Annotated in this window: 11 protein-coding genes and 1 pseudogene; 5 read left to right on the plus strand and 7 right to left on the minus strand. The window is 71.1% G+C overall.

The annotated features are described in order from the left end of the window. Positions 1–360 (plus strand): annotated as a pseudogene (locus tag AB0472_RS43340) (glucosamine-6-phosphate deaminase); the annotation flags it as partial. Positions 361–637: 277 nt separating this feature from the next. Here the strand turns inward: AB0472_RS43340 and AB0472_RS43345 are convergent. Continuing rightward, the gene (locus tag AB0472_RS43345) at positions 638–2,101 is read right to left on the minus strand and encodes a hypothetical protein (RefSeq protein ID WP_366364945.1); all 1,464 of its coding nucleotides are present in this window, start codon (positions 2,099–2,101) and stop codon (positions 638–640) included. Between the two features lie 519 nt (positions 2,102–2,620). Here AB0472_RS43345 and AB0472_RS43350 point away from each other — a divergent pair. Beyond that, entirely contained in the window at positions 2,621–3,490 is an 870-nt protein-coding gene (locus tag AB0472_RS43350) for a polysaccharide deacetylase family protein (RefSeq protein ID WP_366364946.1), read from the plus strand. 87 nt (positions 3,491–3,577) lie between these two features. On the opposite strand, the gene AB0472_RS43355 is transcribed toward AB0472_RS43350, so the two are convergent. From AB0472_RS43355 to AB0472_RS43370, 4 genes are all read right to left on the minus strand, one after another. Then, on the minus strand, positions 3,578–4,291 hold the full coding sequence (locus AB0472_RS43355; RefSeq protein ID WP_366364947.1) for an HAD family hydrolase: 714 nt from the start codon (positions 4,289–4,291) through the stop codon (positions 3,578–3,580). 53 nt (positions 4,292–4,344) lie between these two features. Further along, positions 4,345–5,247, minus strand: a complete 903-nt coding sequence (locus AB0472_RS43360) for an endo alpha-1,4 polygalactosaminidase (RefSeq protein WP_366364948.1) — start codon at positions 5,245–5,247, stop codon at positions 4,345–4,347. Positions 5,248–5,478: 231 nt separating this feature from the next. Then, positions 5,479–7,083 (minus strand): HAMP domain-containing sensor histidine kinase, encoded by a 1,605-nt coding sequence (locus AB0472_RS43365; protein ID WP_366364950.1) that lies wholly within the window; start codon positions 7,081–7,083, stop codon positions 5,479–5,481. Continuing rightward, entirely contained in the window at positions 7,076–7,765 is a 690-nt protein-coding gene (locus AB0472_RS43370) for a response regulator transcription factor (RefSeq protein ID WP_366364952.1), read from the minus strand. Before AB0472_RS43370 ends, AB0472_RS43365 begins: the two co-directional genes overlap by 8 nt. Before the next feature lie 147 nt (positions 7,766–7,912). Between AB0472_RS43370 and AB0472_RS43375 the strand changes: the two genes are divergently transcribed. Further along, complete coding sequence (locus tag AB0472_RS43375; RefSeq protein ID WP_366364954.1) at positions 7,913–8,878, plus strand: PepSY domain-containing protein; 966 nt, start codon at positions 7,913–7,915, stop codon at positions 8,876–8,878. Positions 8,879–9,002: 124 nt separating this feature from the next. Here AB0472_RS43375 and AB0472_RS43380 read toward each other — a convergent pair whose 3' ends face one another. Next, on the minus strand, positions 9,003–9,689 hold the full coding sequence (locus AB0472_RS43380; protein ID WP_366364956.1) for a phospholipid scramblase-related protein: 687 nt from the start codon (positions 9,687–9,689) through the stop codon (positions 9,003–9,005). A 128-nt stretch (positions 9,690–9,817) separates the two neighbouring features. Here AB0472_RS43380 and AB0472_RS43385 point away from each other — a divergent pair, with 128 nt between their 5' ends. Together AB0472_RS43385 and AB0472_RS43390 are read left to right on the plus strand one after the other, a co-directional pair. Continuing rightward, positions 9,818–10,828, plus strand: coding sequence for an NAD(P)-dependent oxidoreductase (locus AB0472_RS43385; RefSeq protein WP_366364958.1), 1,011 nt, complete (start codon positions 9,818–9,820; stop codon positions 10,826–10,828). Positions 10,829–10,991: 163 nt separating this feature from the next. Continuing rightward, positions 10,992–12,110 carry an acyl-CoA dehydrogenase family protein gene (locus tag AB0472_RS43390; protein WP_366364960.1) on the plus strand — a complete coding sequence of 373 codons (1,119 nt, stop codon included), beginning with the start codon at positions 10,992–10,994 and terminating at the stop codon, positions 12,108–12,110. 356 nt (positions 12,111–12,466) lie between these two features. On the opposite strand, the gene AB0472_RS43395 is transcribed toward AB0472_RS43390, so the two are convergent. After that, positions 12,467–12,640, minus strand: coding sequence for a hypothetical protein (locus AB0472_RS43395; RefSeq protein ID WP_366364961.1), 174 nt, complete (start codon positions 12,638–12,640; stop codon positions 12,467–12,469). Positions 12,641–12,895: the final 255 nt, after the last annotated feature.

Here is a 12,895-nt window from a genome sequence, read left to right on the forward strand (position 1 = left end):
GAGCCCTGCTCGTCGCTGGCCTCGCGGACCCGGATCAAGACGCTGACCGAGCAGACACGCGTCGACAACGCGCGGTTCTTCGACGGGGACATCACGCAGGTACCGCACCACGTCATCACCCAGGGCATCGGCACCATCCTGGAGGCACGCCACCTGGTGCTGCTGGCCACGGGCGAGGGCAAGGCCGACGCGGTCGCGGCGACGGTGGAGGGACCGGTCGCCGCGGTGTGCCCGGCATCCGCGCTGCAACTGCACCGGCACGCCACCGTTGTCGTCGACGACGCCGCCGCGTCCAAGCTGAAGCTCGCCGACTACTTCCAGCACACCTTCGTCAACAAGCCGGACTGGCAAGGGATCTGAGACCGCTGCGGCCGTCCGCGCGGGCAACCGGACATCGCACCGGGCCGGGCGCCGAGCGCCCGGCCCGGTGCGATGTGCACTCGGGACGGTCATGCGGTCCCGGTCCTGCCGTCACGCGGTGCGACGGTGCGAGCCGCACGAGCGCGACGGACCTTGCGGGCGGCCTCGCCCGAGTCGCCGGCCCGGACGGAGGAGGCCTCGGGTCCATCCCGGTCGGCATCGCCGTGCAGGTCGATGTCCAGAACCGCCGCACCGGGTCCCGTCGTGCGGCCCGTCGTCAGGTCCTCCGGTGGTGCTTCGGCCCCTCTTCCCGCGAGGTCATCCCGTCGTGGCGGCGGACAGCCTTCGCCGCCACGACGTACAGCGCCACAGCGAGAGTGAACAACGCAACGCCGACGGCAACGGCGATGTAGAAACCTGGGGTGGCCCAGGCCGGCCCCGGCCACACGGACACAACGACGTCCGCCGTGTCGTCGGTCGGCTCGGTGTCTCCGCTGCGGTGTCGTGGGTCGTCGTCCGAGACCGTGACCCGGCCGCTCCCCCCGGCGCTGTCCTTGTCGATGCGCAGGGTGAACGGAAACGTCATGGAGGCCCCCACCGCGTCGACGCGCGCCGTGCAGACGTAACGTCTCGCACTCGGCTGCCTGGCGGAGGCTTCGGCAAGTGGAGTGCCGTCAGCGGCGATGGCTCGGCAGTCCTGCGCGATCAACTCCTCGTCACGTTCGAAACGGTACGGCGACGCCACGACAGTGGTGCCCTCCGGCACCGTGAAGAGGACATTGACCGCCGCCGTGAGCGTACCGGGCCCGTCGTTCCGCGCGCCGATCCGCACCGTGGCGAGGCTGCCGAGAGGACCGTGCACCGTGCCGGCGACCGCGGCCGGCTCGCTCTTGTTGGCCACGGTCACACGGAGCACCTGCGGATCGTCGCTGCCCGTGCGCGTCACACCGGCCCCGGCACGGGAGGCCGGAACGAAACGCAGTGGAGGCCCGTCACCCGGCCGGTACGTCGATGCGATCGCGTCCGGGGGTACGTAGTCGGTCCCGACGGCGTCAGCACCGAAGTCGACGGTCGGGTATGTGGCGTCCTTCGTGGCCCGCAGATGTTCGCGCGCGTCCAGGCCGTACGACCGGCCGGGCGGAATGACGATGTCGTCCGCGGGAAGTCGGCACCATGCCGACGTATCGCCTCGGTAGCGGCAGTTGCGGTGCCGGTCGCTCAGGATGATGCCGTCGTGCGCCTCCATGCGCAGCGCCAGGCCGCGGGCGGGCACGTCGCCGACGTTGCGCAGCGTCAGTCGGACCGCCAGGCTCCCACCGGGTTTCACCGGGCCCGGATCCCGGTGCAGCGCGACGAGCAGCTTCGGTCTGCCGACCACGATGAGGGAGTGACCACTGACGGGCTCCAGGCCGGGCGCGGTCACGCGGTAGCGCAGCACCGCGGAGTCGCCCGCCTTCGCGCCGTTCGCGGGACTCAGGTGGAAGGCCTGGACACCGCCTGACCCGGTCGCACCCGCCTGCGTGTCGCAGTGATAGGCGGGCAGGTGGACGACACAGTTGTCCAGTGCCCGCTTGACCGTGACGATGCCCTTCAGATCACCGGCGTCGAAGGTCACCCGTAATCCGGCCGTCCCCGCGCCGACCCTCTCTTCGACCCGCAGGTCCGACACGGGCTGTTGCGGATCGCGGGAAACGTAGAAGACCGAGGGAACGACCAGCTTCACGTCTGGTCCGTCGCTCACGGAGCACCCCGTGAGGACGGACGTCATGGTGACCAGCGTGAGCAGGAGGCCGACGGCCGCCTTGCAGGCACGAACCACCCGGTTCGTTTCCCGCCTCTGGCTCCCTCGAAGGCGAGGCTCGCGCCGCGGAGTGTCCATGCGGCCACCCTGCCAAGTCGAGATCACGACCACGCCTCCCTACGGTCACGGGGGCGCTTGGGCCGGCACGTCACAGGCCTGCGTGGGCAAGGGTCTTCTCCACTCACCTCGGCGGAGCGGGCCTGAACGTCCGGGTAGCGGTTGATCTTTGTTCCGGCATCCGCAGCCGACGGGCGTGCGCGACAGTCTGCCGGCCGTGGGTGGGCGTGATCTGGTCGCCTGACCACCTGCCCCGGTCAGGACCGAGCGTCGGTAAGACGCGCTTCTCCGGTAGGGAAGGACTAGACCTGGTGGACTCACACCTGACTGTTGATCCGTTTTTAGTGTTGCTCGATTACCTTTCGGTTGATCAAGATCGACGTCAGCTGAAGGACGGACACGGTGAAGAAGCGCAGGAACCGGGGCGGGCTGTACCGGTCGGTGACGGGGGCGGTCGCGGTGGGCCTGGCGGTCGGCGGTTGCGGGGCCGGTGGCGCTACCGGTGGTGCCTCCCACGCCTCCCGGCCCGCCGTACCGGACGGCGCCGCGAGTACCGCGCCCGCCGTGTCCGACTCCGCGGCGACCTGGCGCAAGTGGGGTCTGACTCCGCTGCCCGCTGCCCCGCGGCCGCCGGCCGACAAGCCGGTGCGGCTCTCGGCGACCGGACCCGTTCCTGTCTTCACCCGCATACCGACCACGCAGAAGGTCGTCTTCATCACCGTGGACGACGGACAGGAGAAGGACCCCGCGTTCATCCGGATGCTGCGGGACCTGAGGGTCCCGATCACGATGTTCCTGATGAACGACGCCGTCAAGTCGGACTACGGGTACTTCAGGCCGCTGCAGGCACTGGGCAACCACATCCAGAACCACACCCTGCACCACCCCGTGATGAGCTCCCTCCCGCTGGCCCGCCAGAAGGAGGAGGTGTGCGGCGACCAGAAGATCCTCACCAAGGAGTACGGCACCGCGCCGCTGCTCTTCCGCCCGCCCTACGGCGCGTACAACACCAACACCAAGATCGCGGTCGGGGCGTGCGGACCCCGCGCGATCGTGTGGTGGCGGGAGTCCATGCAGATCCGCAACATGCAGTACCAGTCAGCAGACAAGAAGCTGCGCCCCGGAGACATCATCCTGGCCCACTTCCGCGGGCCGTCCGAGCTCAAGGGCACCACGATGACGCACATGTTCGCCAACCTGCTCCGGCACATCCATGAACAGGGCTTCGCCGTCGCCCGTCTGGAGGACTACATCCAGCCGCCGACTGGGTGAACGGGCGGGTGCTCCCCCCCTGGCGTCGTCGTACGGTTCCGGGTCCGGTTCCGGGTTCGGGTCCGTGGGAGAGGCCGTCGCGGGATATCAGAGCGGATCAGTAGCTGCCGGCGACGGTTCCACGAGTGTCAGAACGTCGGTCAGCGTGGACAGGTACGGGCCGGGCCAATCGTCCTCGCGCGCGTGAGCGTCATTGCCGGTCCAGTCCGTGGCCCGGAGCATGAACGCGCGCATGCCGCAGCCCGAGGCGCCGGTGAGTTCGTGCCCTCCGCCGTCGCCGACGTAGAGGCAGTCCTGGGGGACGGCGTCAAGGTGACGCGCGATCAGGCGGAAGAGTTCCGGATCGGGCTTGCGCCGGCCTTCCTCGCAGGAGAGGACCCGTGCGTCGACCAACTCGGCCAACGGCAACTGTGCCCAGGTCTGGGCCAGTTCTGCGGTGCAGTCGCTCAGCACACCCACGCGCAGCCCCCGGGCGCGCAGTGCGGTCAGTGTGGGGACGGCGTCGTCGCGCAGGCCGAACAGTTCACGCTGCGCGGCCAACCGTGCGCTGCAGGCGGCTTCGAGGGCTTCGTCGTCCGGCTCGGCTCCACTGCGGAGGGCAAGCGTGCGAAAGGTCGCCGCCAGATCGCCCAGGGCCCCGGTCGCCCGTTCGGGAAACGACGTGTCCAAGGCCGTACGCCATGTGCGGGTGGGGATGCCGAGGGGGGCCGCGCTCCGTGCGGCATGGTCGTCCCAGACGTGCGCGGGCGTGCTGGGGGTGAGGGTCCCGAAGAAGTCGAAGATGACCGCGGTGGTAGGCATGACCAAGACCGTAGCCCCCGCACACTTCACGGCCGGGGACCAAGGAAACCTGCTCAGTGACGGTCGCACGTCTCGCGCAGGTAGCCGTCGTGGCCGGCCGGAGTGACGTCGAGGTCACGCCGGACGATGCCGAGCCGGTCGCCCCAGCCCGCGCAGGCCTTGCTCAGGCCCTTCTCGGTGTATTCGACGACGATGACGTGGTCGCCGAACGCCTCGACGTAGGAGCCGCATTCGTCGTACTGCCCGCATTCCTCCACCACCGCGAAGTCGAGGCCGACGCGCTTGCGGTCCTTGGCGAGTTCGAGGGTGTTCTTCTGGGCGATGGCAAGGTGCCGGGAGTGTGCGTGGCGGGCGAGCAGGGTCTGGAACGCCTCGGCGTCGGCCGCGGTCAGCAGTCCGTGCGGGGCGCGGGTGTAGGTGTCGTAGTTGTCCGGCTCGACGGCGTCGAATCCCTTGTCGGCGCACTCGTCGATCCAGTCGTCCACCTTCTGCGCGATCCGCGCGCGCTTGGCCGGGGTTCTGATGTCGAGCATCGCCTCGCCCCAGTCCTCGTCCATGACGACCTTCCCGGAGGCGTCCCGCAGCAGGAGGTCGGCGTCCCATTCCTTCTCCGCGTCGGGCTGGGCCTGGAACGCGTTGACGTAGCAGATGTTGTAGAGGCCCGCGGCGGGCGACTCCGTGTGGTCGCGGGAGACCACGGAGACACCCTTCGGCGGGGTGTAGGCGCCGCCGAGCTGGTAGTCGACGCCGGCGTGGACGGGCGGTGTGGAGACCTTCGATGTCGGGGCTTTCGAGGCGCTGCCCGTTTCGGCGGTGGTGTCCGATTCGGGGGTGGCGCCCGTTTCGGTGGTGGTGCTGGAGCAGCCTGCGGTGAGGGAGGCTGTGGCCAGGACGACGGCGACAGCGGCGGCCCAGGGGAGGGCGGCGCGGTGGGAGTCTGCCGGGAACTTGCGCATGACGGCCTGCTTCTGGACGGGAGACACGCCCCGCCTCGGACGCGCGTGGTCCTGGCGACTGGGGCCGGGCTGACGGGTCGAAGGCCCGTGTCACCGGCTGGGAATGCCATGGTTCCGCGGACCGCGACGGCGCTGGGCGGTCCGACACCGTGACGATATCAAGCCGTCGCACCCGACTCGTGCCGCGCCCTGGCCGGGCCGGATGGCGTTCGGCCGCGGCGTGTGGTGCGGTCAGACGCGGTCGCCGCCGGCGTCGAGCCGTGCCCGCGGCAGGGTGACCAGGAAGGCGGCGCCGCCGCCGGGCGCGTCGGTGACGGTGAGGTCCCCGCCGTGGTTGCGTACGACGTCCCGCGCGATGGCCAGCCCGAGCCCGGCCCCGCCGTCGTCGCGGCTGCGTGCCTCGTCGAGGCGGACGAAGCGCTCGAAGACGCGGGCGCGGTCGGCGGCTGCGATGCCGTGACCGTCGTCGGCGACGGTGAGCACGACCTCGTCGCCCGCGCGGGCCAGGGTCACGGTGATCGCGATGGTCGTGTGCCGCTGGGCGTTGTCCAGGAGGTTCCCGAGGACGCGGACCAGCTGGCTGCGGCTGCCCCGGACCTGCGGCACGTCCTCGTCGGCCCGTAGGTGGGGGGTCACCGGGTCCGAGGTGGCGCGGCGGGCGACCTCCTCCCGCACCAGCGCGGTCAGGTCGAGGCGGGCGTGGCCGGGCTGTTCGCCCGCGTCGAGCCGGGCGAGCAGCAACAGATCCGCGGCGAGGTGCTGGAGGCGTACGACGTCGTGGTGGAGGTCCCCGGTGTCGAGGAGACCGGGGTGCAGGTCGGCCACCTCGATCTGGGTGCGCAACGAGGCGATGGGGCTGCGGAGTTCGTGGGAGGCGTCGGCGACGAACCGGTGCTGGCGTTCGACGGACTGCTCCAGCGCGGCCAGTGTCTCGTTGGTGGTGCGGGCGAGGCGGGCGATCTCGTCGCGGGAACGGGGCACCGGGACCCGCCGGGCCAGGTCACCGCTGCCGGTGATCGCGGCCATCTCGGCCCGGATGCCCTCGACCGGGCGCAGTGCGCGCCGGGTGACCAGCAAGGTCACGCCGGCCACGACCAGGACCAGGAACGGCAGGGCGGCGAGCATGGCGCGGGAGACCTGGTCGAGGGTGGCCTGTTCGTCCGCGAGGGAGGTGCCGGCGTAGACGGTGTAGGTGCGGCCGTCGTACGTCGTTCCCTGGACGGCGGCGAAGCCGTAGTCGTGGGTCCGGTCGCCGAACCGCACGGCCAGTGTCTCGCGGTCCACGTCGGTGCTCACCTTGCCACGGGCCGGGGTACTGACGTAGGTGTCGTCGTCCCTCTCGCCTGCACGACCGCTCCCCCGACCGCTTCCCCGGCCGCTCTCCTGCCCGCTCGCGCGGCCACTCCCCCGCGCGCCGCCGTGGTGGTCACCGCTGTCGTCGTCATCGGCTGAACTGCCGGAGGCGGTGGGGGTGCTGGGACTGGCGGAGGCGGCGCTCGGTGTGCCGGTCGGCGCGGGGGCAGGGGCGAAGTCCGTGAGCGCGCCGCGTCCGCGCAGCGCCTCCCCGGAGGCGAGCACCCGACCGCCGGAGTCGACGACCTGGACCAGCCGGTCCCGGTCGCCGGGCAGGTCGAGGGCGGTGAAGTCCCCGGTGAGCGCCGCCTGGGCGCCGGCCACCGTACGGGCGGCGACCTCGGACTCCAGGGCCGCCCGGTCGGTGAGGTTGTGACGCAGTACGGCGATCACGGCGACGCCGGTGACGACCAGGGCCACGGCGACGACCAGGGTCGCGGCGAACGCGGCGCGGGCACGGACGGAGGCGAGCGGCCTAGGCAACGGGGCCCCCGTCGGCCTCCAGGCGGTATCCGGCGCCCCGTACGGTCGTGATGGTGCGTCGGCCGAAGGGGGCGTCGAGCTTGCGGCGCAGGGCGCTGACGTGGACCTCGACGACGTTGGGGTCGCCGTCGTAGGCGAAGTCCCAGACGTGGGCGAGGATGTCGGTCTTCGAGACCACCTGTCCGGCGCGCAGGGCGAGGTGCTCCAGGACCGCGAACTCCCGGGCGGTCAGCGCTATGTCGGTTCCCGCCCGTGCGACGCGGCGGGCTCCCTGGTCGACGGCGAGGTCTCCGAAGCGCAGCACGGGGGCGGCGCCCGCGCGGTTGCGGCGGCGCAGCAGTGCGCGGATGCGGGCTTGCAGGACGACGTAGGAGAACGGCTTGGTGAGGTAGTCGTCGGCTCCGGTGTCGAGGCCCTCCGCCTCGTCGTACTCGCCGTCCTTCGCGGTGAGGACCAGGATCGGGGTGTCGTCGCCCGCCGCCCTCAACCGGTCGCAGATCCGGTAGCCGTTGAGGCCGGGCAGCATGATGTCCAGCACGATCAGGTCGTAGTCCCGCTCCTGTGCCAGGTGCAGACCGCCGATCCCGTCGTGGGCCACGTCCACGACGAACCCCTCGGCGGACAGGCCACGGGCGAGGGCGGCGGCGAGGCGTCTCTCGTCCTCCACGATCAGCAGGCGCATGCCCACAGGGTCGCAGACCGTTCCTGAAGCGGTCTTCAGGAAGCTTCAGCGTGGCTTCAGGGTCGCTCCCGCAGGGTGGTCGACGTCGGGCCGGTCACGCTCCTTGAGGGCGTGACCGGCCGCAACCGAGCGAAAGGACCACACATCATGCACGCTTTCCGGAGTTCCACGGCGGGCCGTCGGCGGACCATCACGGCCGTGCTCGCGGCCACCGCGGTGCTGGGCGGGGTGGGAGCGGTCACCGCGGTGGCCGTCGCCGACGACGGCGTCCCCGACGGCGCGTCGTCGGACACCGTGCGGGCCCGCCACCGGGGCGGGGCGGACGACTCCGCGGCCGGCTCCCGACACGGCGCCGTCACGGGTACGGTGGTCGACCCCGCGCGTGCCGCCGCCGCGGGGGTGGCGTCGCTGCCGGGCACGGTCACCGCCGTCGAACTCGACCACCACCGCGGCCTGGCCGTCTGGAGGGTCGAGATCGTCACCGCGGCGCACGCCCGCCACGAGTTGACTGTCGACGCCGCCGACGCCACGGTCACCGGCAACAGGCCGGACGGCGCCGACGTGCGCGGCGAGGCCGCCCTCGCCCGGTCCGCCCGCACGGGTCTGGCCGCGGCGGTGCGGACGGCGCTCACCCGGGTTCCGGGCTCCGTCACGTCCGTCGAAATCGACGACGACGGGGGACCCTCGGCCGTCTGGCAGGTGGGGATCGCGGGCACGGACGGGACCGGGCACGAGGTGACCGTCGTCAGCGGCTCCGGGAAGGTCGGCGCCGTACGCACCGGCGGTGAGCTCCACCGTCACGACCACTCCGGCGACGGCAGGGCCGAGGATCGGGGCCGCCTCGGCACGGACGACCACCCGACGGCCCGGGGCGCGGACGACACCGGGGTCCGGCACGCCGTGCCCGAGGACCGTCCCGGCCGGCACGCCGACGAGGACGCCCCGTCCCGCCCTGACGCCCGCGACGACCGGTCCGGCGGTGGCCCGGACGACAGCGCGCCCGGCCACCGGGGGCACGACGGCTCGGACGACAGCACGTCCGGGCACCGGAGCCACGGCGGCTCGGACGACGCGTCGGGTCACGGCCGCGGCCGCGGATCGGACGACGCGTAGAGGGCGGTCGCTGTTCCCGGAGCGGACGACGCGAGGGAGAGCAAGGTGATGCCGTGTGGACGAGGTCGGGGCAGGCGCCGCTGCCCCGACATGTGCATCCTGCGCCGCTCGACGCGGCTCGTCGTCACCCCAGTCCGCGGGCGTCCTGCTTCAGAGCCGTGTCGACCGTCAACGCCGTGGCGACGACCAGGCTCCGCAACGGCTCGGGGAGTTGCTGGTGGATCTGGAGGACGTAGTTGTCCGCCGTGGTGAACATGGTCTTGGCGAGGCCCTCCCAGGTCTTGGTGATCCGGGCCACCTCGGTGCCTGCCTGGTCGACGACGGCGAAGTTCCAGGCGCGCCAGTTCTCTCCCTTGATGGCGCCGATCTGGGTCCCGCCGGCGTTGATGGCGAAGTTGATCTTCCCGAAGACGTTCTGCTGGACCAACTCGCCCACCGGCTCCCCGTCCGGACGGGTCACGATCACGCGGGACTTGAATATCTTCGCGGGACGGGTCAGCCGCAGCACCGGCTGCCCCTGGGCGTCCCGGATCTCCAGCTTGTGGGTGAAGTACTGGTCCCAGTCGCTGATGAAGCGTACGACCTTGCGCAGCGCGCTCTGCCCGACCTCGGCCACGGCCCCGAGCTGGTTGCCGTGCTGGTCCATGACCTTGTACTCGTTGGTCAGCTCTATGAGTTTGGCCTTCTGGTTCACGACCAGCACCGGTTCGGTGAAGAGGGTGCCGCCGCCGGGACCGCTCGGGGTGATCCCGGCCTGCTGCTGTACCTGACGACTGACCTTGGGGTCAGGAGTGTTCGATTGTGTGCTCACTGCGGCACGTTACCTTCCGGAGGCCGTGTCCCGGCCGGCCGCGGATCGTCTCGTGGCCACACCGTGACGAATCGCGGGGCAGCCGGCTGCGCACCCGGCTCGATGCGGGGCGCCGGGACAGACCTACGATGCTCGCAGTGATCCTCTGGGTGATCCCGAAGACCTCCAGCCGGCCGGACAGCCGTCTCGGCCTTGCGGACGGGCCGGAGCGAAACGACGGACGCAACGACCGACATGGCGGTGATTCTGTGCCCTCGCGTGTAGCCCTCGTCGGCGTCGGCCGTATGGGGACGCCTCTGTGCGGACGCCTCGTTTCGGCGGGGCACACGGTCACCGCCTTCGATCTGCGTCCCGAGCGGGAGGAAGCGGTGCGCGCGTTGGGCGCCGACTGGGCGTCGTCCGTGACGGCGGCCGCGGCCGGGGCGGACGTGCTGGTCACCGTCGTGCCGGGGCCCGACGAGGCCGAGGCAGCACTTCAGGACGCCGTGTTCTCCGTCCTGGCTTCCGGGGCGGTATGGATAGACATGACGAGCAACGCCCCGGCGGTGGCCGAGGTGTTGCGGGATCGAGCGCGCACCCACGGCGTCGATGTCCTCGAAGCACCCGTCGGCGGCAGCCCGGCCGACGCCGAACAGGGGCGTCTCAGGCTGTTCGTGGGCGGTTCGCCCGAGGTGCTCGACCGGTACAGGCCCGTGTTGGAGGCCGTGACGACTTCGGACCGGATCAGTCACATGGGCGGTCCGGGAACCGGCTACACGACGAAACTCCTCATCAACCTGCTCTGGTTCGGGCAGGCCGCGGCGACCGCCGAGGCCCTTCTGCTGGGCCGGCGAGCGGGCATCGACCTCGGTGTCCTGCGCGACACACTGGCCGGCAGCGCGGCCGGGAGCGACTTCATCCGCAGGGACCTGTCGGCCCTGTTCGCCGGGGACTACCTCGCTTCCTACGGACTCGACCGCATCCACGACCAGCTCGAGGTCATCACGGGTGAGGCCCGCGACCTCGGCACCCCGCACGCGATCGCGGACACGGTGCTGCACCTCCACCGGCGGGCCCTGGAACGCTTCGGACCTGTGAACGGCGAACTTCTCGCCGTCGCCCTCCTGGAGGAGGTCGCCGGCACCTTGCTGCGCCCTTGACCGGCCGGGAGGCCGATCGGGCAGTCCGCTTGAGCCGACGGGAACTCCTGGTGACTTCAGAACAAGCCGGATCAACTTGGTTGCCACCACGCCGCGTTGACAGCGGACGGGATCGGCGCGACGGCGAGGGTTCCTGTCGGGTCCGGAGAGCGGAGGCCGTCACTTGACCGGTTCGTCAGCCCCTCGCTCGGACACCGATCTCGTCGAACGCGTACACGCGCTCCAACCGCTCGTCCGCTCGCACGCCTTGCGTGCGGAGCGGCAAGTGCGGGTCACCGCGGAGGTCGTCGAGGCTCTCGCGGGCGCCGGGATCCACCGCATGAACGTCCCGCGCCGCCATGGCGGTTACCAGAGCTCGCTGCGGACGCAGGTCGACGCGCTGAGCGAGGTCTCCGCCGCCTGCGGGTCGGCCGGGTTCATGGCGCTGATCCAGGCCGGGTGCGCGTTCATCGCGGCCCTGTTCCCCGACGAGGCACAGGACGAGATCTTCACCCATCCCGATGTACGGGTGGGTGGCACGCTCGTCCCAGGCTCGAAGGCCGTTGCGGTGGACGGCGGTTGCCTGGTGAGCGGGAACTCCCCCTTCGCGACCGGCTGCCAGGACGCCGACTGGCATCTGCTGACCGCCTCGGCGGACACCGGACAGGGGCCGCCGGAGATGCTGTGGCTGGCGATCCCGATGACCGACCTCACGGTCCTGGACGACTGGAACGTCTCCGCCCTGACCCGGAGCGGCAGCAACACGGTCGTCGCACAGGAGGTTCACGTACCCGCCCAGAGCGTACTGCCGGTCGGGCCTTTGCTGGCGGGCGCGTTCCCGTCACAGCGCCACGGTGCCGACTCCTTCTACCACATGCCGGTGCTGTTGCTGTTCTGCGCCTGGACGGCCGCGAACGCGCTCGATCTGGCACGGGCGGCTCTGACGGAGTTCGGCGAACGCATCCACCAGCGCGGGATCACGTACACCTTCTACGAGCGCCAGCACGAGGCCCCGGTGACGCATCTCCAGTTCGCCGAGGCCGCGATGAAGGTCTCCTCCGCGGAACTGCTCGCCGCCGACTTCGTGGGGCTGATCGAATCCCGGGTGACCGACGCGGAACCCCGCACGCCCCAGGAGCGGTCCCGGATCAGGGCGCGGTGCGGATATCTGGCGCGGCTGCGCAAGGAGGCCGCGGACCTGGTCGGTTCCGCCTCGGGTGCCTCGTCCCTGCACCGGAAGCACGCGAGGGCTGGATTCCGTTCCTCGATCGGATGTCTTCGGCCCGGGTGGAACTCGTGCTGAGTGAGTCGCTGTTCGGAGCGGACAGTCTCTACGACGCCTGCGAGCTCCCGGACGCGCTGGTGCCGAGCCTCCACGCCGGCTATGCGCGGGTGGACCCTGCCTGACCATCCCATGTGGGCCGACGAGGACGACTCGCCAGTGCGCTGGTACGCGGCACCGGGCCGCCTCATACGACGGGACGGCCTCAAGGACCAGTCCTGGGTTCACGTGCGTGGACGCACGCCTTCCGATCTCGAAACCATTCGTGCTGTGCTCCCTGGCCCTTGGGTCTGCTGAGCGCGCCCTCGTCGACGACGCGGGGACGAACCCGGCGCGCCCTTGAAGCAGGGCTTGCAACCGACTCGGCTGCGATTTCCTCAGCGACGGGTTGCGTCGTGCGTGGTGATCGTGTGCGGGAGACGGAAATCCATGGCCCGGCCGACCTCTCGCCAGGTCGCCTCCGCAGTCACGCGCGCATCGGCGGCCACGTCGCCACGTTCGCGTATGAGCCGTTCGTAGATCGGGGCGTCGCTTCGCGCCGTTGTGCTCACCGTACTGGTTCCTTCCTGAGGGCGACACGCGCTTGGTCTCCGGGCCGCAGGCGGAGGCCGAGTCTAGGGTGCCCGTTCCGTCAGCCTCGTCCCGTTCCGCCAGTTGGGACGCGAGCTGCACCACCACTCCATCACCGCGGGCCCTTTGCGTTCCGTCCTGCGCATCGCCGACGAGGCGGCGGTCAGAACGGCCATGCCGCACGGGCTGCCGTCGGGTGGTGCGGAGGGGGCCGACCAGCGCCGCAGATGGCCTTG

This window comes from Streptomyces sp. NPDC086777 (genome assembly GCF_040702065.1).
Classification (GTDB): Bacteria; Actinomycetota; Actinomycetes; order Streptomycetales; family Streptomycetaceae; genus Streptomyces.

What these genes read in the sequence shown, in the direction of transcription:
- AB0472_RS43370 (WP_366364952.1), bottom strand. Translation starts at nt 7,765, where the DNA reads ATGCGCCTGCTGATCGTGGAGGACGAGAGACGCCTCGCCGCCGCCCTC.
- AB0472_RS43360 (WP_366364948.1), bottom strand. Translation starts at nt 5,247, where the DNA reads ATGCGCAAGTTCCCGGCAGACTCCCACCGCGCCGCCCTCCCCTGGGCC.
- AB0472_RS43375 (WP_366364954.1), top strand. Translation starts at nt 7,913, where the DNA reads ATGCACGCTTTCCGGAGTTCCACGGCGGGCCGTCGGCGGACCATCACG.
- AB0472_RS43355 (WP_366364947.1), bottom strand. Translation starts at nt 4,291, where the DNA reads ATGCCTACCACCGCGGTCATCTTCGACTTCTTCGGGACCCTCACCCCC.
- AB0472_RS43385 (WP_366364958.1), top strand. Translation starts at nt 9,818, where the DNA reads ATGCTCGCAGTGATCCTCTGGGTGATCCCGAAGACCTCCAGCCGGCCG.